Genomic DNA, 21,457 nt, shown 5'->3' on the forward strand with positions numbered 1-21,457 from the left:
TGAGCTCTGCGAGCAGGTCCTCGCCGAGGCCGCCCAGATCGCTCGGGCGCGAGGCGTGGCGCTCGACGCTGCCACGGGCCCCGCTGTCGCGGGCGCGCCCGAGGCCCCGCTCGACAGAACCGCCCTGGCGCGAGCCGCCGCAAACCTCGTGGCCAACGCCGCCGAGCACGCACGCTCGCGCGTGGCTGTCTCCTGCGACGTCGCGGGCGGGCGCCTCGTCATCGAGGTTGCCGACGACGGACCGGGCTTTTCTCCTGCCGCCCTCGAACGCGGCTGCGAGCGCCTCTTCACGGACGACTCCTCCCGCTCCTCGCGTGACGGAGGCCGCCACTACGGGCTCGGCCTCCACGTCGCCTCCGAGGCCGCGAGCGCCCACGGGGGCTCCGTCTCGCTCGCCAACGGCCCCTCGGGCGGTGCGGTGGCCACCATCGCGGTCCCCCTGTGCGGGATCTGACGATTTCCTCGATGTCTACCTCGACTGCGATATGTCGCTCGCCGAGGCCGCGACGAGATGGTGTTGCGTCTGCCCCATTTGGTGCTTCTAGCTCAAATTTGATCTGATGTAAGGCCCGTGCAATCCTGCATGGGCCTTTCTTTTGGCAATTGCTCGACCGATTCGTGGCTTGATACACATATTATCGTGTTAAGGAGACATGGGGTTATACAGCGGCTCTCAGAGCGCCTGCCGCCCTCCCCTCGCCATTACCCCTGCGGTGTCCTCGTATGGCGTTCATCCTGCTTGGCGTTTCGTTGCAACAGCCCACTTGTCCACCGATCAAGTGAGCTACTGGAATAAATACAGCGACACGCTTGTTCGTTACAGTCGCTATATCTGCGTAAATCGCCGCGATAAATACAGCCCGTACTCGGCTGTATACCAGCTACGCGTATGTAGATTCATATCGCGTTAATAAATCGGCTCAAGCGCGTGCAAAACGCGCAAGTAGCAGCAAAAGGCGATTATCGCTCAGGTAGATTTGTGGCACCCTGTTGCTTAATCAAAATTAAGCAATTGCTTAAAACAAAAAAGGTCAGGCACTAGGTGCCTGACCTGCAAACTTCTGGTCGGGACGACTGGATTCGAACCAGCGACCCCTTGACCCCCAGTCAAGTGCGCTACCAAGCTGCGCCACGTCCCGAAGCTTTTGTTTGTTGCTCTGCTCTCGCTCGCAACAGGGAGTATATTAACCCGAAACTTTGTCCTTGTGCAAGAACTTTTTTACAAATTTTGAAGCAAGTCCAAAATTGTATCTGCGAGCTGGGGTTTTGTTAGCACGGGAAGTTCTTGCGTGCCCGTTGTGCTCACAATCCAGGCCTTGTTCGTGTCGGTTCCAAAGCCCGAATCGGCGCGTGAGACATCGTTGGCGATAATTACATCGCAACCCTTGCGGGCTAATTTGCGCTCGGCGTACTCGACAACGTTATCGGTCTCGGCAGCAAATCCGATCACGCATCGCTCGCCTTTCTGACGCGAGAGCTCGGCCAAAATATCGACCGTCTCGACCAGTTCGATGCGATCCAAGCGTTCGTTGGACTTTTTGAGTTTATGGTCGGCTGGAGCGGCGGGTGTGTAGTCGGCGACGGCCGCAGCGCAAATGGCAGCGTCGGCCGTCTGGAAGGCGCTTAACGCCGCCTGCAGCATCTCTGCGGCGGTCTGCACGCGCACGCACTTAACGCCGCGAGGAACATCGAGCGATGTCGGTCCCAGCACGAGCGTGACCGCAGCGCCGCGGCGTACGGCCTCCCCTGCCAGCGCGATGCCCATCTTTCCCGACGACCTGTTGCCAATGAAGCGCACAGGATCGATCGGCTCATGCGTGGGGCCGGCGGTGATGACGATGCGCTTGCCCGTAAGGTCCTGGGGCACGGGATTGAGCACCCCGCAAACGGCCTCGACGATGTCCTCGGGCTCGCTCATGCGTCCTGTGTCCACGTCGCCGCAGGCAAGGTAGCCGCTGCCGGGGCCAACCACGTGCACTCCGCGGTCGCGCAACGTGGTGATGTTGGCCTGCGTCGCCGGTGCCTTCCACATGCCATTGTTCATGGCCGGCGCGATCACAATGGGTCGCGGCGTGGCGAGCAGCGTCGTGGAAATCAGGTCATCGGCAATGCCGTTGGCCATCTTAGCGATAATGTTGGCCGTCGCGGGCGCTACGACCACCAGATCGGGCTCCTGGGCCAGTGAAATGTGGTGGATGGGGTCGGAGGGGTCGTCGAACAGGCCCACGGCGACCGGCTCGTTGGTGAGCGCACGGAAAGTGAGCGGGCCCACAAACTCGGTGGCATGCTCACTCATAACGACCTTGACGCGCGCGCCGCGCTTTTGCAGCAGGCGCACGATATTGCACGACTTATAGGCGGCGATCCCGCCGGTAATACCCAGCAGGATCGTTTTCCCCTCAAGTTGCATTGAATTGTTGGGCGCCGCCGTCATCGTTAGGCTTCCTTGCTGGGAAGCACCAGCAGGCGGTGGCAATACGGGCAGTGCGCGATCTCGCTACCGTCGTGGTTGAGGTCGCTCATGGACGATGCCTGCAGCGCGGTGTGGCAGATGGTGGGAATGTTGCCCTGGATGGTCTCGACGGCCAGGCCACGGAACTGCTTGAGCAGGCGCTCGTAGTCGATGAGCACGTCGGTCGGCAGCGTGGCGGCAAGCGCGGTGCGCTCTTTGGTGGCGGCATCGATCTGAGCCTGCAGGTCGGCAGCCTTGGCGCGGGCGGCCTTGGTATCGGCCTTCACGCCCTCCTCGAACTTGGCGATGATCGTCTGCGCGCGGGTCTCGCGGTCGAGCGCCTCTTTGTGGGCGACAACGACGTCCTTGCGGGTGTGCTCAATCTTGTCCAGACGCTTGGCCAGGGTGGCGAGTTCATTCTCCAGGTCCTGAACCTCGCGGTAGTCAGAGCCGTCGACGTGGCGCTTCTTGGCGGCCTCGATGGCGTTGTTGGTCTGAATCTCGGTGGTGTTGAGATCGTCGAGCTCAATGTCCAGGTCCTTGCGTTGGGCGTAGAGCTTGGTCATCTCGGACTTGAGCTTTACATAGGTCTTGCGCTTGGAAGCGAGCTCCTTGAGCTCCGGCATATTGGCAAGTTCGCTCTTGTTGCGGGCGAGCTCCAAATCGATCTGTTGCAGCTTGAGTAGCGTAGCGCCGGCGCTCATAAGTTCTCTCCTTTTGTCACAGTCCACCATTGGCAAGGGTTCAGTATTTTAATCGCATGACGGGGGTCGGCCCCGGCGTCAACTGCAGAGTTCATCAATATATCAACGAACGGCTCCTCGGAGCGGTCGTGGCCGAGCAAGATCACCGGCAGCCCGCGCAAGGCAAGGTCTTGCGCCACGTGGTAGCCCGCCTCGCCCGTCACGATGACATCCGCACCGGCGGCGATGGCAAGCTCGCCAAAGTCACCCAGCGAACCGCCCAAAATTGCGATGGTGCGGCACGGGTGATCGGCCTCGCCCCACACGCGCGGGTCGCTGCCAAACGCCGCTGCGGCGCGTGCGGCAAGGTTGCGCAGGCTGCAGGGGTCGTGGAGGGTCGCGAGTGCGCCCAGTCCGCAGGCCTCGGGGTCGTCCACGTGCTCCAACGAGCTTGCGGGCGCGGCGTCCAAAAGCCTACTTAGGCAGATACGTGCCTCGTGCGAGCGGTCCAGGTTGGTGTGGAGCGAGATAATGCTCACGCCGCAACGGGCTGCCTCGTAGAGCGCCGCGCTGCATTGGGGGCGCGTCGCGCCGGGCGGGCAAAACGCCTCGGGCGCCTTGATATAGATGGGATGATGCGTCAGCAGCACGTTGGCTCCGGCCTCCTGGGCGCGGTGCACATTGGCTTCGGTCGCATCGAGTGCGCAGGCAACACCGGTAATCTCCGCGGCAGGGTCGCCGACGGAGAGTCCTACATGGTCCCAACTCTCGGCATTGGTCTTGGGATAGCGTGCCAGCAGCGCGCGCTCAAGCTCGGCGACGATCATACGGCACCCACGATCGAGAGCAGCGTTTGGGCAAACTCGTCCAGATCGTCCGGATTCACGCGGTCGTCAAAGGAAATGCGCAGTGCACCTAGTGCCTGCTCGCGAACAATGCCCATGGCGCTGAGCACATGGCTCGGGTCCATGCTGCCGCTCGAGCATGCCGAGCCGGCCGAAACCTCAAAGCCGGCGGCATCGAGCTTGACGATGAGCTCCTCGGAGTCCATGCCATCAACGTAGATCGACACCATGCCCGGCAGGCGATCGGCCTGTGCGTAGTCGCCCATGGTGGCATGAATACGCGGATGAGCCGTAAGCGTGGCGTAGAGCTTGTCGGAAAGGGCTTGCAGCTTCGCGCGCTCCTGAGCCACATGGGGCGTCAGAGATGAGGCGGCAGCGGCAAAGGCGAGCTGCGTTCGCAGGTCTTGCGTGCCGGCACGACGACCGGCCTCCTGTCCGCCGCCAAAGATGCGCGGGCGCAGCGGCGTGCGGCTCTTAAGGTAGAGTGCGCCAGATGCCACGGGACCGCCAATCTTGTGGGCTGCGACGGACATGGCGTCGACGCCCAGCTCGGTGACATCGAGCGGAATATGCAGATACCCCTGGATGGCATCGGTGTGGAACAGGGCGCCAACGGTATGCGTGGCCGCGGCAAGCTCGCGGATGGGCTGCACCACGCCGGTCTCGTTGTTGGCAACCATGATGCTCACGAGCGCCACGTCGTCGCCTAGCAGCTCGACAAGCGTGGCAGGCTCAATGTAGCCCATGCGGCAGGGCTTCACCAGGTCGACGGTAAAGCCGGCGGCACGCAGCAACGGCAGGTTGTCCAGAATCGAATCGTGCTCGATGGCCGATACGATTACACGACCGCGCTTGCGATCGCGCTGACGAGCGCCCTCGGCAAGACCGAGCAGCGCCAGCTGGTTGGCTTCGGTGCCGCCGTTGGTCAGTACAATCTCGGACGGGCGGACGCGCGCGCCAAAGCTGCGGGCGATCTCGCGACGTGCAACCTCCAGACGCGCGGCAGCCTTGCGGCCGAGCGAATGCAGCGAGTTGGGGTTGACGCCGGCAAGCTCGCTGTCGTCGTACTCGCGCTGCGCAAGGAGCGCCTCGGCGCGCATGGGCGTCGAGGCGGCATAGTCAAGATTCACGGGTATGCGGTTTTGACCTGCGGTCATAAGGGTTTATGCCTCCTGTGCGGCCTCGTTGCCCAGCTTCTGCAGCAGCGCAACCTCGGCAGCGGGATCTTCGGACTTAAATACGGCAGAACCGGCCACGAGCACGTTGGCGCCGGCCTTGACGACCTCGGCAATGTTCTTGGGAGAAATGCCACCGTCGACCTCGATGAGGGGCGAAACGCCGTGACGCTCGCACATGGCCTTGAGCTCGTGAAGCTTTGCGATGGTGCCCGGGATAAAGCTCTGGCCGCCAAAGCCCGGGTTCACACTCATGAGCAGCACCATATCGACGACGTCGATGATGCTCTCGAGCACGCACACGGGGGTGGCGGGGTTGAGCACCACGCCGGCCTTGACGCCGCGCTGCTGCAGATGCGTGAGCGTGCGGTGCAGGTGCGTGGAAGCCTCGTAGTGCACGGTGATCATGTCGGCACCGGCGTCGGCGTACCAATCGACCGTCTCGTCGGGGTTCGTCACCATGAGGTGCGCGTCGACCGGTACATCGGTGGAGCGCTTGACGGCCTTAAGGATGTCAACGCCAAAGGTGAGGTTGCCGGTAAAGTGACCGTCCATAACGTCGAAGTGCACGTAGTCGGCACCGGCGATCTTGTCGAGTTCGCCCTTGAGGTTGGCCATGTCGGCCGAAAGGACAGACGGAGCGATTTTGATGGAACCCATGGTAGAAGCCTTTCTGCGCTAGTCGGTGAGTCCGTAGAACTCTTGAGAAGGGACGCGATCGGTAAGAATCTCGAGCGCCCTATCCAAAGTAACACCGTTGTAGAGCGTTTGCTCCACGGCAAAGGTGAGCGGAATGTCTACGCCCAGTGAACGGGCAAGTTCGCTGACGCTGCGGGCCGCGACGGCGCCCTCGACAACCATATGCGTGCGCGTCTGATACTCGTCGAGCGATACGCCGTGGGCAAACTCGTAACCAAAGGTGCGGTTGCGCGAATGCTCCGAGGTGCAGGTGGCAATGAGGTCGCCCATGCCGGCAAGTCCCATGCAGGTCATAGCTTGACCGCCGCGGGCGTGCACCAGACGGCTGATCTCGGCTAGGCCGCGCGTCATGATGAGGGCGAGCGTGTTGTCGCCCGCGCCGGTGCCGGCGGAGATGCCGCACACGATGGCGATGACATTTTTCATGGCGCCGCAGACCTCGACACCGGTCATGTCTTGCGACAGATAAATGCGGAAGGCCGTGGACAGGAGCAGGTCCTTAAATGTCTCCCCTATCTGCGGATCTTTGCTGGCGATGACGGCGGCAGAAAGCCCGCCGCGGCAGATCTCCTCGGCATGGTTGGGACCCGAGAGCGCCGCCACGCGCGCCTCGTTGCCGATCTCGCTGGCGATGACCTCGCTCATGAGCAGGCCGGACTCGGGCTCAATGCCCTTGGTGAGGCAGAGCACCGGGGTATCGGCGGCGATAAAGGGCACGGCCTGGTGGCACACGCTGCGAAGGTGCGTCGAAGGAACGGCGAAGATGATGGCCTCGGCGCCGTCGAGCGCCTGTACCAGGTCCGTGGTGGCGACGACGTTGCCGGGCAGCTCGTAGCTCACAAGGTAGCGGGGGTTGTGATGTTCGTCATTGATGCCGGCGGCCGTCTCCTCGCTATGGGCCCACATGGTCACGCGCTCGGCTCGCGCGGCGGCAAGGCCGGCGACGGCGGTTCCCCAGGAGCCGGAGCCAATCAACGCAACGTTCATGACTCTCTCCTACTTATCGTCGGGCTCGGTGACGCGCTTGGTAAACGAGAGCTTGGACTCCTTACCGGCCATGAGCTTTTTGATGTTCGCACGATGGGCCCACACCACGGTGATGCCGATCAGCGCCATGCAAAACTTGAGGCCCAGGCTGCTGTACGGAAAGACCGCACAAGAGGCGATGGGAAGACCGATGGCGGCGGCAAGTGAGCCCACCGACACGTATTTGGTGATGGCAACGGCCACGATAAACATGCCCAGCAGCGACAGGCCAATGGGCCAGTACCAGGCGAGGATGACGCCCAGGCCCACGGCAATACCCTTGCCACCATGGAAGTTGAGGTAGGGCGAGAAGATGTGGCCCCACACCGCTGCCAGGCAGATGACACCGAGCATCCAGTCGCCGGGGGCTCCGGGCGCCATGATGCTTACGGGGAAGCCATAGCCCACGCCAGCGATGAGCGGACGGGCGATAAGGACGCAGATGGCGCCCTTAAGGCAGTCGAGCAGCAGCGTGAGCGCGGCCACCTTGGGGCCGGCCACACGCAGGGCGTTGGTGGTACCGATGTTGCCGGAGCCCGCCTTGCGAATGTCGGTGTGGTTGAACACGCGGCCCAAGATCAGGCCAAACGGAATCGCCCCGATAAAGAACGAGACCACGGCGCAGATAGCGGTCAGCAGAATCGGATTATGCATCCTTTTGCTCCTTCTTCCTAAAGAAGAGTCGAATGGGCGTGCCAGCAAAATCGAAGGTCGAGCGCATGCGGTTCTCTACGTAGCGCTGGTAGGTGTCGTTGACCAGGTCGCTATGGTTGACGAAGAACGTGAACGTCGGCGGGTTGACGCCCGTCTGGGTCACGTAGTGCATACGCAGGCGGCGCTTGCCGTCCACCACGGTGTGGCCAAACTCGCGCAGGTCGGTGAGGAACGTGTTAAGGCGCGAGGTGCTGATCTTTTGCGAGCGCGTCTTTTCGGCGGCGTCGACCATTGCCCAGATCTTCTCGACGCTGCGGCCAGTGAGGGCAGAGATGCGCAGGTACTGGGCCCAGGGAGCCATGACGCCCAGACGGCGGTCGATGGTCTCCATGCAGGCCTCGCGCTTACGGTCGTCGTCGAGCAGATCCCACTTGTTGAGCAGCACCACGATGGCGCATCCGCGCTCGATGGCCAAGCCCATGACCTTCTGATCCTGCTCGGTGACGCCCACGGAGGCGTCGACGACGAGCAGCGCCACGTCGGCGCGGTCGATGGCGCGCAGGCCGCGGACCATCGAGTAGTACTCGATGTTCTCGTACACGGTGCTCTTCTTGCGAATACCCGCGGTGTCGACCATGCGGTAGTGCTTGCCGTCGCGCTCGACGACCGTGTCGATGGCATCGCGCGTGGTGCCGGCAATGTTGGACACGATGGAACGGTCGGCGCCCAGGATGCGGTTGAACAGCGACGACTTACCGGCATTGGGGCGGCCGATGATGGCGACGTTCAGCGCATCGGGGAACTCATCGGCGACTTCGTCCTCTTCCTCCGGAAGCAGGGCCACGATATCGTCGAGCAGGTCGCCCGTGCCGTGGCCGTGCAGGGCCGAGAGCGGCGTGGGCTCGCCGATGCCGAGCGAATAGAACTCCCAGATGCTGTCGTTCTCGCGATCGGGGTTGTCGAGCTTGTTCACCAGCAGAAAGACCGGCTTGTCGCAGCGCTTGAGCATGCGGGCGACCGACTCGTCCTCCTCGGTGACGCCGGTGCGGCCGTCGACCACAAACAGGATGACGGCGGCTTCCTCGGCGGCGGCGAGGGCCTGGTCGCGGATGGACGTGGCAAAGACGTCGTCGCTCTTGAGCGGCTCGATACCGCCCGTGTCGACGATGGTGAACTCGCGGCCGTTCCAATCGGCCGTGTGATACGAGCGGTCGCGAGTAACGCCGCGGGACTCGTGGACGATGGCGTCCGAGGTCTGGGCCAGGCGGTTAACGAGCGTGGACTTGCCCACGTTGGGGCGTCCGACGACGGCGACGATAGGTTTCATCTGCTCTCCTTTAATGGGTAGGGTCAGTGGAAGTGTTAGAGTCGGCAGGCACAATGCCAAGGATGTGCTCCAGGGTATCGAGCAGCTCATGCGGCATGGTCGATACCACATGAGCCTCGGCGCCGCGACTAGTAAGGCTTGCGAGTAAATCGTCACGATGATACTCGTCAAGCGTCATGCCGTCAGCGTTGAACATGAGCTTAGGCACAAAGAGCATAACCCCCGACAGGTCTTGGGGCAGCTGCTCCAGAATGTCACACGCGACGATGAGGCCGGTCACGTCCACGTTGCCGCCAAAGTAGCGGTTCTTGATGGCCGTGACAGTGCCGCCGAGACCATGCGGCGACTCCACAAAGCGTGCCACGGTGTCGCGCGCGCTGGCGCCAGAGAGGCACAGAAGGCGCTGGTTGCGCTCGGCGATGCCAGCGCGGACGCGGGCCAGTCGCTCGGCGTCGGTAGCCAGCACGTCGTCGGTCTCGTCCAGATACGAGCGAATCATACCGATGCCGTCGTAGTACTGTGGGTAACCGTCGTAGAAATCGGCCTCGGGCGGCTCGATGCCGGCATCCAGGTAGAACTCGTCGCTCATCTGGAAGGTGTGGCGGCCAAAGCGCTCGTAGGCTCGATCCTGGAACGGTCGGATCATGGCAATGGTCTCGCGCGCTAGCTCGGGCTTGTCGCTGTATGACCAGCTAAAGCGGTTTTGGTGCTTGGTAAAGCCGAGCGGCACGATGCCCAGGCTGGTGATCTGCTCATGTTCCTCGCAGTAGCGCAGGGTCTTTTCCAACTCCTCGCCGTCGTTCATGCCGGGGCACAACACGATCTGCGCGTGAATCTCGATGCCGGCGGCCATGATGGCCTCGAGTACGTCCATGCCGCGCTGGGCGTTGCGGCCCATCATGCGGCGGCGGACGTCGGGGCTCACGGCATGAACCGACACGTTCATGGGGCTCATGTTGCGCTGGATGACGTTTTGCACGTCCTTGTCGGTGAGGTTCGTGAGCGTGACAAAGTTGCCCTGCAAAAAGCTCAGGCGATAGTCATCGTCGCGGATGTAGAGCGTGGAGCGGCCACCCTTGGGCAGCATGGTCATAAAGCAGAACACGCAGGCGTTCACACAGGTACGCATGCCGTCAAAGATGGGGCCGTCGAACTCCAGGCCCCAGTCCTCGCCGGGAAAGCGGTCGAGCTCGACGGGCGTGACGGTGTTGTCGCGCGGATCGAAAACCTCCAGCTCGACGGTATCGTCGTCGGCCTCCCAGAGCCACACGATCATGTCGGTGAGCGCCTCACCGTTGACCGTGAGCACGCGCATGCCCGGCTCGATACCCACATCCCACGCGGGCGATTCGGGACGCACGTTCTTTACGAGCGCGCCCTCACCCGGCTCGGGGTCGCGGCTGCGCCCGTAATCGGCCACCTCGGCGGCGTATGCGGGTACGGTCTGGTCCATGGTTAGCGGCAAAGCTCCTTGATGCGCGCAACGGCGCGCTCGATGTGTTCTTGCGGGGTGGAGGCTCCGGCGGTGATGCCGATGTGGTGAGCGTCGGTAAACCACGCGGCCTGGATCTCGGAAGCTTCCTCGATGTGATGCGTATGCTCGCAGGCGTCTGCGCAAATCTGTGCCAGGCGACGGGTGTTGCCCGAGTTCTTGCCGCCCACGACGACCATGCAATCACAGCGGTTGGCAAGTGTGGCTGCTGCCTGTTGACGCTCGCTCGTGGCGGCGCAGATGGTGTTGATCACGCGCAGCTCCTGCACGCGCGGGGTGATGGCAGCCACGACCTCGGCGAGGTTCTGCGCGGTCTGGGTGGTCTGCACGACGAGGCCCACCTTACCCTTGAGCGGCAGCGCGTCCGCATCGGCAGCGCAGCTCACGACCTGCGCGTCACCACCAGCGTGGCCCAGGATGCCCTCCACCTCGGGATGGCCCGGCTCGCCCACGACGAGTACGCGATAGCCCTCGCGCACCAGCCGCTCGGCGGCCACGTGGACCTTCTTCACGTAGGGACAGGTGGCATCGACCACGGTAAGGCCACGCCCGCGAGCGGCATCGATAACCTGCGGCACCACGCCGTGGGCGCGTATGATCACGGTGTCCGATGCGGCGTCGTCCAAGGTGTCTACCAGACCAACGCCTGCCTCAGCGAGCTCGCGTACCACGATGGGGTTATGGATGAGCGGACCCAAGGTATGGACCTGAGCGCACTCCCCTGCCTGCGGCGCGGCGGCCAGCGCCATATCGAGCGCACGCTGTACGCCGTAGCAAGTGCCGGCGTGGGCGGCGATCTCGATGGTAGGCGCTGTTGCCTGGTCGGACGCGGTCGCGGCGGTGTTCGTCACGTTCTCGCTCATGGCTAGAACCTGCCCGGATGCTCGGCGCACAGATCGTCTCGCATGGCGTAGACGCGGTTCATGGCCTCGGACTCAAACCATTCCAGGCGCTCCGTGCGCTTAAGCCCAGCCGGTGCGTCGGAAAGCGAGACGGCCTTACCGGCGCGGATCCAACATTTCTTGGGACGCATGATCCTTTTGCCCGCAGGCGTGATGTCGGACCAGCCGCAGATGGCGAGGGGGTTGACGGGTGCCTTGCCCATCTGGGCAATGAGCGCAAAGCCGCCGTGGACCTCGGGCTTGATCTCGCGCGAGCGGATGCGCGTGCCCTCGGGGAAGATCAAGACGTCCTCGCCGCGCTGCAGCGCATGCTGGGCGGCGCGCAGACACTTCATGTCAGCGGTGCCGCGCTCGACGGGGATGCCGCCCACGCGGCTAAAGGCCCATCGCACGATCTTGCTCTTGGCAAACTCGGACTTAAAGATGGGGCGAATGCGGCGGCCCCCAAAGAACAGTGCCGTCTCCACGGCCAGGAGCTCGGCCATCGAGGTGTGGTTGCAGATGACCACGCTGCCGCGGCCTTCTTGGCGCTCAAACAGCAGGTCAGCGTCCTCGACCTTCCAACGCCACATGAGCTTGGAGAAGGCCCAAAGGATTGCCATGACCACGACGACGGTGCCGCGGATGAGCGCCGGGAACTCGGCGTAGGGGGCGTTGTAATAATCCTCGGGCGTCTGCTTAAACAGGCGCATGGGCTACCTCCTTTGGTTGATGAGGTCCTCGATTATCGAGACGACCTCGTCGATGGCGTGGGCGGTGGAGTCGACGTGTACGGCATCCTCGGCGGGCACGAGCGGGGCGACCTCGCGGCTGCTGTCGAGCTTGTCGCGCTGCTTGAGGGAGTCGAGGGTCTCGTCGACCTCAGCCTCGAGCTGCTCTGCGGTGAGCGGCTGGGCATCGTTTTGGTGACGCTGCAGCACGCGGCGACGGGCGCGCTCACGCGGGTCGGCCGTCAGGAAGACCTTGACCTGCGCATTGGGGAACACGACGGTGCCGATGTCGCGACCCTCGGCGACGATGTCGCGGTCCTCGGCGGCACGGCGCTGATGGATGAGCATGGCGGCGCGCACGCCCGGATAGGCCGAGACCTTGGACACGTTGGCGTCGACCTCCGGGGTGCGGATGGCGGCCGAAGCGTCCTGGCCGTCTATGGTCAGGCGCGTGTCCTCGCCGGTGCCGTTGGTAAAACGAATCTCGATCTGCTCGGCGAGGGCGTCGATGGCCGCCTCGTCGTCCAGATCGACGCCGCGGTCGAGCGCGGCAAAGGTGACGGCGCGATACATGGCGCCCGTGTCGAGCTTGTTAAAGCCCAGCTGGCGGGCGATCTCCTTGGCGATGGTTGACTTGCCGGAACCGGCGGGGCCGTCGATGGCGACGATCATGCAATGCTTCCTTTCGATGGTTGACGTGCTGGTATGGTTCGCGGGCGTTGGGGCGCGGCGGGTTGCCTAGCCCGTGTAGCGCTCGCGGTAGGTGTTACGCTTGGGTGCGGAGCCGTGGCTGCCGTGGTGACGCGTGCGGCTGGCGGGCGTGTTTTGGGGCTTGCCGCCGTTGCGCTTGGCGCTGGCCTGCTTGGGCGGGATGCCGCCGGCCTTGAGGATCTGCACCTCTCGGTCGGTGAGCTCGCGCCACGAGCCCTTGGCCACGTCCTTGAGCTCCAGGCCGGCAAAGTTGCAGCGATGCAGGCGGATCACCGGGTGGTGGATCTTGCTCAGCATGCGCTTAACCTGGTTTTTACGACCCTCGCGGATGATGACCTCCACGGCGGTGGTACCGGGCTTGACGCCTTGCGGAGCCACGGCCTCGGCCTCGCGCGCGGTGATGACGCGGCAGATTGCCGGCTGGCATAGGCCGTCGTCGAGCTCGATGCCATGGCGGAGCGGGTCTAGATCGCGTTCGGTCAGCTGCCCGTCAACGAGTGCCTGGTAGGTCTTATAGACATGCTTGCTGGGGTGCAGCAGGTCCTGCGACAGGTCGCCGTCGGTGGTAAAGAGCAAAAGGCCCGTGGTGTCGCGGTCCAGACGACCCACCGGGAAGAGTCCCGGAAAGCGGTCGCGCGGGACCAAATCGGCCACGCAAGGGCGTTCCTGCGGATCGCTCATGGTGGCGAGGTAGCCGGTCGGCTTGTAGAGCATCAAGTATACGGCGCCCTGGTTGAGCTTGACGGGCATGCCGTCGACCTCGATATGGTCGCGGTCGACGTCGACCTTGGTGCCCAGTTCGGTCGCGACCTGGCCGTTGACGGTCACGCGGCCAGCGGTCATCAGGTCCTCCGAGCCGCGACGGCTCGCCACGCCCGCGCGCGCCAAAAAGCGCTGCAGGCGCATGGTGTGCGGATAGACGTGCTGGGCATCGGGCGCTGCGGTGCCCATGGCGCGCGTCTCCCCTACTTCGTTAGTCCTCGTCATGCAAATCCTCCGAGGTCTCGTCGACGACTAGGGTCTCCAAGTCCTCGACTGCCTCAACATCTTCAACATCGGTATCGAGCAGTTCGCGCTCTTCGTCCAGGTCCTCGGCCTGCTCCTCGAGCGTGGACTGAATACTGTGGCCGCTCAGGCGCTCGCGGATAAACTGACGCGACTGCTCGTCGGGGGCAAACTGCTCCAGGTCGGGCAGGTCGCGGGTGGAGCGCAGGCCGAACTTTTCCAAGAAGGCGTTGGTCGTGCCGTAAATGATGGCCTGACCGCGCTGGGGGTCGCGGCCGAGCTCGCGCACCAGACCCTTGTCCACGAGCGACGCGATGACGCCGTCTGAGTTGACGCCGCGGATGCCCTTGACCACCTCGCGCGTTACGGGCTGGTGGTATGCGATAACGGCCAGGGTTTCGAGCGCCGCCTGGGACAGCTTTTGCGTGTCCCAGCTCAACACATAGGCCTCGACCACGTCGTGGTAAGCGGGGTGCGTGAACAGGCGCCAGCCGCCGGCGACCTCGCGCAGCTGAAAGCCGCGGTTGGCCTCCTCGTACTCAACCTTGAGCTCGGCGAGCAGCGACGCGCACTCGCCGGGGGCGATATCCAGTGCGCCGGCCAGCGCGGGCGCACTCACCGGGTCGCTCGACACCAGCAGCAGCGCCTCGAGGGCGCCTTTGAGGCTGTTTGCCTCCAGCGTGGAAAGGGTTGACATGGTTGCGACTCCTATTCGGTGAGCTCGGGGCCCTCGCCGGGCACATAGGCCTCGGCGCCCTCGACGCGGTTGATGCGGATGGTTCCAAAGATCTCGTCCTGGCTCAGGGTGAGCGAGCCGCGCTTGGCGAGCTCAAGCATAGCTAGGAAGGTGACGACGAGCTGCTCGGTGGTGGCATCGCCGTCCAGTAGCTCGCGGAAGGTGCAGGTTTGGTGCGCCATGGTAAAGCGGTCGACTGAGGCCACGGTCAGGTCGAGCGGCACGCGATGCGGCGCCACATGCTCGGCCTCCAGCAAGAAGGTCTGTCGCTTGCCGTCGAGGTCGGCGCAAATGACGGCGAGACCGCGCAAGGTAATGCCAGCAAGATAGTCGGGCATGAGGCCCAAGAACTCGGGGTCGGGACCGGCCACACGCGGGTGCATGCGGCTTTCGGCCTGCATGCGAGCACCGAGAGCTGCCGCCGCGCCTTTAAACTGCTTGTAGGCAATCAGGCGCTGGATTAGGACCTCGCGCAGGGCGTCGCCGTCGAGCGCGCTGAGCTCCTCGAGGTCTTCGTCGAACTCGTCATCGTCGACTGTTTTGCTCGGGGTTTCCTGGGGAACCAGCGAGGCTGCCTTAATGTCCAAAAGGGTTGCCGCGACCAGCAAAAAGTCGCTCGCCACGTCCAGGTCCAGCGCCTCGATGCGCTCGGCCTCGGCCAGGTATTGCTCGGCCACCTCGCTGATCGAGATGGCGCCGATATCAACTTTTTGGCGGGTTACCAGCTGCAGCAGCAGGTCGAACGGTCCGCTGTAGACCTGCGTCGACACGCGATACGACATCTTCGACCTCCTCTGACGGCGCCTTCGCGGCGCGGTTTGGGTACATGTTGCGACCGTTTTGCACGGTCGGCCTGTAAGTTTACCTTAGATGCCGGCGATTGCGAAGTTGAGCAGCTGCTCAGCAAGCGGATACACGGTAACGTCGAAATAGCGGCCGATTACGTCGATGCCGGTCCACATGGGCAGAAGATACAGCACGATGATAAGGATGGGCATGGCGTATTGCTGCAGACGGTAGTAGTTGGCGAGCGCCTTGCCTTTGAGGAACGGGACGATGATCGACGAGCCATCGAGCGGCGGGATCGGGATGAGGTTGAAGAACGCGAGCGACAGGTTGACCACGATAAAAGTGGCGCCGAAGTTCATGATTTGGGACGCTACGGCAAAGGACATGCTGGTGTAGAGGTTGCCGTACGCAGCGTGCATGAGGGCGGCCGCAAGGCATGCCAGCGCGATGTTCGATGCTGGGCCGGCCGCGCTCACCAGGACCTCGTCGCGCTTGGGATGCTTAAGGTTGTTGAGGTACACGGGCACGGGCTTGGCGAAGGCGAACACCGGGCCGCCGGCGGCAAGCATGAGCAGCGGCAAGATGATGGTGCCAAACGGGTCGATATGGTTGAGCGGGTTGAGCGAGACACGACCGCGCGAACGGGCCGTCTTATCGCCGAGTGCCCAGGCCGCGGCGGCGTGCGCACTCTCGTGGATCACGATGCCGACGATGACGGCGACCGCGCTGGCGAGCAGGTTCATGAAGTAGCTGCTGGACATAACAATCCCCTAGCGGACGCGGCGCGAGGCGCGCGTGAGCAGGTAGTCGGCCACAAACAGGATGACGGCCACGATGGCGTAATCTAAGCGGAACACGCCGCCAAAGGGCGAGGTGATGACGCCGTAGCCGGCGATGGCACTCGGCAGTGCGCGCGAAAGCTCAACGACAAAGCCGACGATCTGCAGCTTGGCGGTCAGGCCGCTAAAGCACAGCAGCACGGTCATCGCGCTCATAAAAATGCCGCAGATGCGACAGGCGATGGCGATGATGCTCATCGCCACGGCAGCGGCCTTACGAGAGTTCACGCGCGGTCTCCTCTTCGATCTGGGTGGAAAGCTCCAGCCATTCGTCCTCGAGCTTGGGCAGCTCTTGCTTAAGGCCGTTATATTCCCCCAGCGCGGCGTTGAACTTGTCCTGATCGGCATAAAGCTCTTCGCTTGCCATCAATTCCATAAGCTCGTCATAGCGGGCACGCTTTTTGTCGAGTTCCGTCTCGATCTTCTTGAGCTGGTTGCGCACGCCCTTGAGCTTTTTGTTGAGCGCGGCGCGGGCCTGGGCTTCGGCGCGCTTCTGCTCCTTCGTCTTTTTGCCTTCGGCCGGCTTGGGGGCGACGGCGGGCGCATCGGGCTGGGCCGCGGTGACCTTGGCGGATTTGGCCGCGGCGGGCGCGCTCTCCCCTGCCGCCTCGGCGGCGGCGCGGGCTGCGAGGTCCTCGCGCTTGTAGAGGTAGTAGTCGTAGTCGCCGTCGTAGACCGTGACCTTGCCGTCGCGGATGTCGATCACGCGGTTGGCAACGGCGCGTACCAGGTGCTCGTCGTGGCTGATCAGCACGATGGTGCCCGGGAAGTTTTGCAGGGCGTTCTCGAGCATGTCCACCGAGTCGATGTCCAGGTGGTTGGTGGGCTCGTCCAGGCACAGGAGCGCCTCGGGGGCCACGAGCATCTTGGCGAGCGCCAGACGCGCCTTTTCACCGCCGGAGAGGACACGTACCTGCTTTTCGATGGAATCGTTGTCGCTAAACAGGAAGGCGCCCAGCAGGCTGCGCTGCTGCGGCACGGTCCACTTGGGCGTGACGGTGTCGATTTCTTGCAGGACGGTGTTGGACTCGGTCATGCCCTCGAGTGCGTGCTGGGCGTAGTAGGCCACACCCACGTTGGTGCCCAGGTCCCGGGTGCCGGTGGTGGGTGGCTCCAGGCCGGCGAGGATTTTCATGAGCGTGGACTTGCCGGCGCCGTTGGGACCGACAAGCGCCACGTGCTCGCCGCGGTAGAGCTTGAGGTCGATGTTGCTGTAGATGTGCTTGTTGCCGTAGGACTTGGAGACGCCTTCGAGGCCCACGACCATGTCGCCGGAGCGCGGCGGATCGGGAAACTTAAAGTCGATGTGCTTGTGGCCCTCGGGCAGGATGACGAGCTCCTTTTTGATCTGCTCGATCTTGCGGATGCGCTCCTGCGCCTGGGCGGCCTTGGTGGGCTTGTAGCGGAACTTGTCGACGAAGACCTGCATGTGGGCGATGTCGCGCTCCTGGGCGGCTCGCTTGGCGCGCATCTGCTCCAGGTTGTCCTCGCGCTGCTTGAGATAGCTGCTGTAGTTGCCGGTGTAGGTGGTCACGCGACGGTTTTCGAGGGCGGCGACGTGGTCGACGCAGGCGTCCATGAAGGCGCGGTCGTGGCTGACGATGAGCACGGCGCCGTCGTAGTTGGCGATAAAGCCGCGCAGCCACTGGACGCTCTCGAGGTCCAGGTGGTTGGTGGGTTCGTCCAGAAGCAGCAGGTCGGGGTGGCGCAGGAAGAGTTTGGCGAGCGCGATGCGCATCTGCCAGCCGCCAGAGAACTCGGAGCACGGGCGCTCAAAGTCGGTAACCTTGAAACCCAGGCCGGACAGGATTTTACGGGCGTTGCTCTCGAGCTCGTAGCCGCCCAGGTGCTCAAAGCGGTCCTGGACCTGGCCGTACTCGTTGAGGAGCGCGTCGACGTCCTTCCCCTGTTCGGAGAGCTCGGTGATCTGGGCCTGCAGCTCGTTGGCGCGCTCGCCCATGCGGCGGATTTCCTTGGCAGCGGCCATGACCTCGGCAAGGATGGTGGTGTCCTTTTGCTCTAGGTTGGTTTCCTGCTCTAGGTAGCCCACCTGGCAGTCCTTGGCATACTGGACCTGGCCTGCGTCGGGGCTGTCGATGCCCATGATGATTTTGAGCATGGTGGTTTTGCCGGCGCCGTTGGGTCCCACGAGCGCGAAGCGCTCGCCGGGGTTGATCTGGAAGGACGCGCCGCTAAAGAGGACGCGTGCGCCGAAGCTTTTTTCGATCTTGTCGACCAGGAGGATCATGGTGCCGCCTTTGACCTTGTGTGCCAATATGAAAAAAGGCCCCAACTTGCGTTGGAGCCTCATTCAATGCTCGGGTGGAGACGAGGGGGATCGAACCCCTGACCTCTTGACTGCCAGTCAAGCGCTCTCCCAGCTGAGCTACGCCCCCGTGCGAAGAAGTACTATACGGGAACTCGGACCACGATGCAAGGACAATTTTGGAAAAACTTTCCGCCGCGGCGTCCCGGCAGCCGACCCGGGGCGCCCGGAAGCTGGCAGGACGGCCTTCTATCGACCGATATGTAAGCTATATAAAAGAAAGAATAAAAGAAAGAAGGCCAGACATAGTGCCTGGCCTTCTGGAAATTCTGGTGGGCCCTCCGGGATTCGAACCCAGAACCCAGGGATTATGAGTCCCCTGCGCTAACCGTTGCGCCAAGAGCCCTTGTAGTTAGTGGCTGTGATAGTAATGTCGGCTATCCATTTGCATTAGTTTTGCACCACGAGGAGAAATACTACCATGCACGCGACGGTCGTTCAACGCACGATCTTGTCGACAAGGAGGATCATGGTGCCGCCTTTGACCTTGTGTGCCTATATGAAAAAAGGCCCCAACTTGCGTTGGAGCCTCATTCAATGCTCGGGTGGAGACGAGGGGGATCGAACCCCTGACCTCTTGACTGCCAGTCAAGCGCTCTCCCAGCTGAGCTACGCCCCCGTGCGAAGAAGTACTATACGGGAACTCGGACGGCGATGCAAGGACAATTTTTGAAAAACTTTTCGCGACGTCCCGGTGGCCGAACGGGAAGGCGGCGGCATGTGCCCGCGGGGAGCTTTACGGCCAGGACGACGGCCAGCGGGTAAGTACCGGAAGTAAACCAAACGCTGACCAAAAAAACGGAAGATAACGTCAGTAAATGAAGCGCGCACGTGAAGCGCGTTCAAAAAACGGCGTCTCGGACAACATGGATTCGATTGTGATGTCAGTTTTGATGCCATCTTTGGTGTCAAAAAGAAAAAGGTCAGAGGCTTAACACCTCTGACCTGCGCTTTAGATGGTGGGCGATACAAGATTCGAACTTGTGACCCCATCCGTGTGAAGGATATGCTCTACCCCTGAGCCAATCGCCCGTCGCCTTTCGGCAAAAGAGATACTATCATAGCCGCGCGTGGTTTACCAAGTACTTTTTGCCCACGATTTTAAATTAGTGGGCGTTGGCCGCTCTGGCGCAGTCCAAATAAACAGCAAACCAGCAGCTCAACGCGCCTTTATCGCTTGATCCACGAGGTCTCGGGGCGGCAGATGAGTCGCGCATTGTTGTAGGCCATCTCGAGCGTGAGACAGGTGCGCGCGGCGTAGAAGCCGTCCTCGCGTTGGATGGTCAGCGCCAGCTCGGGCTTGTCGCCGGTTAGGCACAGCGGCAGAAGCAGTTGAATCCGGCCACCGTAGAACTGCGGCACGGCGAGCGTGTAGTTGGCGGCGGCGCGGCGGGCGGCCTCGACGACGGCGCCCTCAAAGGCGCAGCGCAGCAGCAGCGAGTTGCCCTCCCCCATCAGGCTGGCGGGGATGCGCGTGAGGTTTTCCTCGTCGCCCAGGATGTGGTCGATGTTGGAGCGGATCGGCAGACGGTAGTCAAAGACCAGCTCGGAGGGGTCCTCGGTAAAGCGCACACGGCACGGCAGGTACTCAAACGAGACCAGCATGGGGTCGCTTTCCTTAAAGAAGCCCTTCAAAAACCAGCGCTGGCGCGCGTCGGGCCTGGTGTTGGGCTCAAACAGGCCGTAGATGGTCTCGTAGCGGCGCGTGTACAGGCCGGTGTTGAACAGGCAGCGGTCGCCGTCGAACACCAACGGCAGGTTGGACGGCGCGGTCTGGTTCACGTCGCGTTCGGTCAGAAACACCGCGCGGCTAAACGAGAACGACAGGTAATTCTTAAGGATACGGTTGTTGGGACCCCAGTCCTCGGGATCGGCGAGGTCTACCAGGCGGTCGTAACAGGGCTCGGGGCAAAACGCAAAGTCGTAGACATTGCTGCACAGGGTGTTGGGGATCTCCATGTGGCGTCCAATCCAATTGATAGCTGGCGGGCGGATGCTTTGATTCTATACGGGCGACACGTCGCCGGTACGCGCAACGCAATTGCATCGAGGTTTTTTGGCGAGTTAGGCCATCGCCGGCGTGATAAGGTTGGCCCCTCGGTACGGGCGTCGATCGTGCAGCCGTCGACCACCAGCGCTTGGGATACCAAAGGAGCCGCGTCAGCCAAGGCTGCATCAGCTCTGGCGCTGTCTGAAGATACGCAACGCTTTCTCTAGCTCAGGAATATCATCGACGATAACTTTCCACGCAAGGGATCGATCGACTTCTCGATATCCATGTGCTACGTATCCATGTGCTACGAAATTTCGAAAACCCCCAATATCGTTCCAAGGATACTCCGGAAAAGCCGATTGGATCTCATCGGAAAGATGGAGTGCATCCTCGGCGATTCTGTAGACGGGGCTCATGATCGCGTCGTAAGCAAGCTCACCTTCCTCGCTCCGATCGCTAACGAAAGAGTTTTCCGTGGCATCAAAATAATCGATTCGTCTAGCCAGAGTTTCGCAATCGGAAAGAATGACCCCGATGAGCTCCTCGTCCCGTTTACGCCGCTTCATAGAGACGCACCTCATCCTTTTCAATGCTCTTGCGAAATGCAGGGCGCATATGCTCGGGAGGGTTGGTGACAATCTCAACATCTCGTCCGAGCTCTTCTTCGAGCTCAAGGGAGAGTTCGTATAGCGTGCCGAACGTCATTGTTTCACCGCAGACAAGACGCAAATCAATATCGCTATCTGGCGTTTGCTCGCCACGGGCGAAGGAGCCAAATAGGTATGCCTCGCGGACGTCGTAACGAGACAGCACACGAGAAACAGCAGCGGATATGTCGACAAGCGTAATCATGTCTCAATTTTACTTACCGATTGAAAGGATGGCAATCGCCATGCGCCCGTCCCACAGGCCGGTGATTAGAGAGGGGCTGTATCCGGTAGTATGCGGCAAAATCTGAAGATGCCATACGCGAGGGAGATTGGCAAAGTCTCTAACCGTGGTATTGTTGACAAAAAGGTAGTGTCGAGAAAGTTGGTGTAGAGCCCCATCCGAAGCGAGTCGGCCCGGCGTCCTAGAATCTGGAATACGGTTG

At 62.4% G+C, this 21,457-nt stretch carries 23 protein-coding genes and 5 tRNA genes; 1 reads left to right on the forward strand and 27 read right to left on the reverse strand.

Annotation, left to right across the window (positions count from 1 at the left end):
* Positions 1 to 454, forward strand: a 454-nt coding sequence (locus GPK42_RS09645; RefSeq protein WP_215694939.1) for an ATP-binding protein, incomplete at its 5' end; no start/stop codon positions are given.
* Positions 455 to 1,062: 608 nt separating this feature from the next.
* On the opposite strand, the gene GPK42_RS09650 is transcribed toward GPK42_RS09645, so the two are convergent.
* The 27 genes from GPK42_RS09650 to GPK42_RS09780 form a co-directional block, all read right to left on the reverse strand.
* Positions 1,063 to 1,139, reverse strand: a tRNA-Pro gene (locus GPK42_RS09650).
* 80 nt (positions 1,140 to 1,219) lie between these two features.
* The gene (gene coaBC, locus GPK42_RS09655; RefSeq protein WP_252200241.1) at positions 1,220 to 2,434 is read right to left on the reverse strand and encodes a bifunctional phosphopantothenoylcysteine decarboxylase/phosphopantothenate--cysteine ligase CoaBC; all 1,215 of its coding nucleotides are present in this window, start codon (positions 2,432 to 2,434) and stop codon (positions 1,220 to 1,222) included.
* A 2-nt stretch (positions 2,435 to 2,436) separates the two neighbouring features.
* A complete protein-coding gene (locus tag GPK42_RS09660) occupies positions 2,437 to 3,156 on the reverse strand; it encodes a zinc ribbon domain-containing protein (RefSeq protein WP_215694940.1) in 720 nt (239 codons plus the stop codon).
* A complete protein-coding gene (locus tag GPK42_RS09665; protein WP_215694941.1) occupies positions 3,153 to 3,962 on the reverse strand; it encodes a Nif3-like dinuclear metal center hexameric protein in 810 nt (269 codons plus the stop codon). The genes GPK42_RS09660 and GPK42_RS09665 overlap by 4 nt, the downstream gene beginning before the upstream one ends.
* On the reverse strand, positions 3,959 to 5,137 hold the full coding sequence (locus GPK42_RS09670; protein ID WP_215694942.1) for a cysteine desulfurase family protein: 1,179 nt from the start codon (positions 5,135 to 5,137) through the stop codon (positions 3,959 to 3,961). Before GPK42_RS09670 ends, GPK42_RS09665 begins: the two co-directional genes overlap by 4 nt.
* A 6-nt stretch (positions 5,138 to 5,143) precedes the next feature.
* Positions 5,144 to 5,815 carry a ribulose-phosphate 3-epimerase gene (gene rpe, locus GPK42_RS09675; RefSeq protein ID WP_118238477.1) on the reverse strand — a complete coding sequence of 224 codons (672 nt, stop codon included), beginning with the start codon at positions 5,813 to 5,815 and terminating at the stop codon, positions 5,144 to 5,146.
* Positions 5,816 to 5,833: 18 nt separating this feature from the next.
* Positions 5,834 to 6,841, reverse strand: coding sequence for an NAD(P)H-dependent glycerol-3-phosphate dehydrogenase (locus tag GPK42_RS09680; protein ID WP_215694943.1), 1,008 nt, complete (start codon positions 6,839 to 6,841; stop codon positions 5,834 to 5,836).
* 9 nt (positions 6,842 to 6,850) lie between these two features.
* The gene (gene plsY / locus GPK42_RS09685; RefSeq protein ID WP_215694944.1) at positions 6,851 to 7,534 is read right to left on the reverse strand and encodes a glycerol-3-phosphate 1-O-acyltransferase PlsY; all 684 of its coding nucleotides are present in this window, start codon (positions 7,532 to 7,534) and stop codon (positions 6,851 to 6,853) included.
* On the reverse strand, positions 7,527 to 8,861 hold the full coding sequence (gene der, locus GPK42_RS09690; protein WP_215694945.1) for a ribosome biogenesis GTPase Der: 1,335 nt from the start codon (positions 8,859 to 8,861) through the stop codon (positions 7,527 to 7,529). The genes plsY and der overlap by 8 nt, the downstream gene beginning before the upstream one ends.
* A 10-nt stretch (positions 8,862 to 8,871) precedes the next feature.
* Complete coding sequence (locus tag GPK42_RS09695; RefSeq protein WP_215694946.1) at positions 8,872 to 10,314, reverse strand: DUF512 domain-containing protein; 1,443 nt, start codon at positions 10,312 to 10,314, stop codon at positions 8,872 to 8,874.
* 2 nt (positions 10,315 to 10,316) lie between these two features.
* A complete protein-coding gene (ispH, locus tag GPK42_RS09700; protein WP_215694947.1) occupies positions 10,317 to 11,216 on the reverse strand; it encodes a 4-hydroxy-3-methylbut-2-enyl diphosphate reductase in 900 nt (299 codons plus the stop codon).
* Between the two features lie 2 nt (positions 11,217 to 11,218).
* A complete protein-coding gene (locus tag GPK42_RS09705) occupies positions 11,219 to 11,947 on the reverse strand; it encodes a lysophospholipid acyltransferase family protein (protein ID WP_215674650.1) in 729 nt (242 codons plus the stop codon).
* A gap of 3 nt (positions 11,948 to 11,950) precedes the next feature.
* The gene (gene cmk / locus GPK42_RS09710; protein WP_215694948.1) at positions 11,951 to 12,637 is read right to left on the reverse strand and encodes a (d)CMP kinase; all 687 of its coding nucleotides are present in this window, start codon (positions 12,635 to 12,637) and stop codon (positions 11,951 to 11,953) included.
* Positions 12,638 to 12,703: 66 nt separating this feature from the next.
* Positions 12,704 to 13,663, reverse strand: coding sequence for a pseudouridine synthase (locus GPK42_RS09715; protein ID WP_215694949.1), 960 nt, complete (start codon positions 13,661 to 13,663; stop codon positions 12,704 to 12,706).
* Entirely contained in the window at positions 13,650 to 14,378 is a 729-nt protein-coding gene (gene scpB, locus GPK42_RS09720; protein ID WP_215694950.1) for an SMC-Scp complex subunit ScpB, read from the reverse strand. The genes GPK42_RS09715 and scpB overlap by 14 nt, the downstream gene beginning before the upstream one ends.
* An 11-nt stretch (positions 14,379 to 14,389) precedes the next feature.
* Positions 14,390 to 15,199 (reverse strand): segregation and condensation protein A, encoded by an 810-nt coding sequence (locus GPK42_RS09725; RefSeq protein WP_215694951.1) that lies wholly within the window; start codon positions 15,197 to 15,199, stop codon positions 14,390 to 14,392.
* A gap of 84 nt (positions 15,200 to 15,283) precedes the next feature.
* Positions 15,284 to 15,967, reverse strand: a complete 684-nt coding sequence (locus GPK42_RS09730) for a site-2 protease family protein (RefSeq protein WP_215694952.1) — start codon at positions 15,965 to 15,967, stop codon at positions 15,284 to 15,286.
* Between the two features lie 9 nt (positions 15,968 to 15,976).
* On the reverse strand, positions 15,977 to 16,273 hold the full coding sequence (locus tag GPK42_RS09735; RefSeq protein WP_164473297.1) for a hypothetical protein: 297 nt from the start codon (positions 16,271 to 16,273) through the stop codon (positions 15,977 to 15,979).
* Entirely contained in the window at positions 16,260 to 18,293 is a 2,034-nt protein-coding gene (locus GPK42_RS09740) for an ABC-F family ATP-binding cassette domain-containing protein (RefSeq protein ID WP_215694953.1), read from the reverse strand. Before GPK42_RS09740 ends, GPK42_RS09735 begins: the two co-directional genes overlap by 14 nt.
* Before the next feature lie 75 nt (positions 18,294 to 18,368).
* Positions 18,369 to 18,441, reverse strand: a tRNA-Ala gene (locus GPK42_RS09745).
* Positions 18,442 to 18,641: 200 nt separating this feature from the next.
* Positions 18,642 to 18,717: transfer RNA gene (locus tag GPK42_RS09750), tRNA-Ile, on the reverse strand.
* A gap of 200 nt (positions 18,718 to 18,917) precedes the next feature.
* Positions 18,918 to 18,990, reverse strand: a tRNA-Ala gene (locus GPK42_RS09755).
* Positions 18,991 to 19,328: 338 nt separating this feature from the next.
* Positions 19,329 to 19,403, reverse strand: a tRNA-Val gene (locus tag GPK42_RS09760).
* A 138-nt stretch (positions 19,404 to 19,541) separates the two neighbouring features.
* Complete coding sequence (locus tag GPK42_RS09765; RefSeq protein ID WP_215694954.1) at positions 19,542 to 20,330, reverse strand: DUF3825 domain-containing protein; 789 nt, start codon at positions 20,328 to 20,330, stop codon at positions 19,542 to 19,544.
* 216 nt (positions 20,331 to 20,546) lie between these two features.
* A complete protein-coding gene (locus GPK42_RS09770) occupies positions 20,547 to 20,930 on the reverse strand; it encodes a HepT-like ribonuclease domain-containing protein (protein ID WP_215694955.1) in 384 nt (127 codons plus the stop codon).
* A complete protein-coding gene (locus GPK42_RS09775) occupies positions 20,917 to 21,216 on the reverse strand; it encodes a nucleotidyltransferase family protein (protein ID WP_215694956.1) in 300 nt (99 codons plus the stop codon). The genes GPK42_RS09770 and GPK42_RS09775 overlap by 14 nt, the downstream gene beginning before the upstream one ends.
* Positions 21,217 to 21,225: 9 nt before the next feature.
* Positions 21,226 to 21,457, reverse strand: a 232-nt coding sequence (locus GPK42_RS09780; protein ID WP_215694957.1) for a hypothetical protein, incomplete at its 5' end; no start/stop codon positions are given.

This window comes from Collinsella aerofaciens, from assembly GCF_018785265.1.
GTDB lineage: Bacteria > Actinomycetota > Coriobacteriia > Coriobacteriales > Coriobacteriaceae > Collinsella > Collinsella aerofaciens_AI.

What these genes read in the sequence shown, in the direction of transcription:
- cmk (WP_215694948.1), bottom strand. Translation starts at nt 12,637, where the DNA reads ATGATCGTCGCCATCGACGGCCCCGCCGGTTCCGGCAAGTCAACCATC.
- scpB (WP_215694950.1), bottom strand. Translation starts at nt 14,378, where the DNA reads ATGTCAACCCTTTCCACGCTGGAGGCAAACAGCCTCAAAGGCGCCCTC.
- GPK42_RS09725 (WP_215694951.1), bottom strand. Translation starts at nt 15,199, where the DNA reads ATGTCGTATCGCGTGTCGACGCAGGTCTACAGCGGACCGTTCGACCTG.
- GPK42_RS09770 (WP_215694955.1), bottom strand. Translation starts at nt 20,930, where the DNA reads ATGAAGCGGCGTAAACGGGACGAGGAGCTCATCGGGGTCATTCTTTCC.
- GPK42_RS09765 (WP_215694954.1), bottom strand. Translation starts at nt 20,330, where the DNA reads ATGGAGATCCCCAACACCCTGTGCAGCAATGTCTACGACTTTGCGTTT.
- rpe (WP_118238477.1), bottom strand. Translation starts at nt 5,815, where the DNA reads ATGGGTTCCATCAAAATCGCTCCGTCTGTCCTTTCGGCCGACATGGCC.
- GPK42_RS09660 (WP_215694940.1), bottom strand. Translation starts at nt 3,156, where the DNA reads ATGAGCGCCGGCGCTACGCTACTCAAGCTGCAACAGATCGATTTGGAG.
- GPK42_RS09730 (WP_215694952.1), bottom strand. Translation starts at nt 15,967, where the DNA reads ATGTCCAGCAGCTACTTCATGAACCTGCTCGCCAGCGCGGTCGCCGTC.
- GPK42_RS09775 (WP_215694956.1), bottom strand. Translation starts at nt 21,216, where the DNA reads ATGATTACGCTTGTCGACATATCCGCTGCTGTTTCTCGTGTGCTGTCT.
- GPK42_RS09670 (WP_215694942.1), bottom strand. Translation starts at nt 5,137, where the DNA reads ATGACCGCAGGTCAAAACCGCATACCCGTGAATCTTGACTATGCCGCC.
- GPK42_RS09715 (WP_215694949.1), bottom strand. Translation starts at nt 13,663, where the DNA reads ATGACGAGGACTAACGAAGTAGGGGAGACGCGCGCCATGGGCACCGCA.
- plsY (WP_215694944.1), bottom strand. Translation starts at nt 7,534, where the DNA reads ATGCATAATCCGATTCTGCTGACCGCTATCTGCGCCGTGGTCTCGTTC.
- GPK42_RS09665 (WP_215694941.1), bottom strand. Translation starts at nt 3,962, where the DNA reads ATGATCGTCGCCGAGCTTGAGCGCGCGCTGCTGGCACGCTATCCCAAG.
- der (WP_215694945.1), bottom strand. Translation starts at nt 8,861, where the DNA reads ATGAAACCTATCGTCGCCGTCGTCGGACGCCCCAACGTGGGCAAGTCC.
- GPK42_RS09740 (WP_215694953.1), bottom strand. Translation starts at nt 18,293, where the DNA reads ATGATCCTCCTGGTCGACAAGATCGAAAAAAGCTTCGGCGCACGCGTC.
- coaBC (WP_252200241.1), bottom strand. Translation starts at nt 2,434, where the DNA reads ATGACGGCGGCGCCCAACAATTCAATGCAACTTGAGGGGAAAACGATC.
- GPK42_RS09695 (WP_215694946.1), bottom strand. Translation starts at nt 10,314, where the DNA reads ATGGACCAGACCGTACCCGCATACGCCGCCGAGGTGGCCGATTACGGG.
- ispH (WP_215694947.1), bottom strand. Translation starts at nt 11,216, where the DNA reads ATGAGCGAGAACGTGACGAACACCGCCGCGACCGCGTCCGACCAGGCA.
- GPK42_RS09680 (WP_215694943.1), bottom strand. Translation starts at nt 6,841, where the DNA reads ATGAACGTTGCGTTGATTGGCTCCGGCTCCTGGGGAACCGCCGTCGCC.
- GPK42_RS09705 (WP_215674650.1), bottom strand. Translation starts at nt 11,947, where the DNA reads ATGCGCCTGTTTAAGCAGACGCCCGAGGATTATTACAACGCCCCCTAC.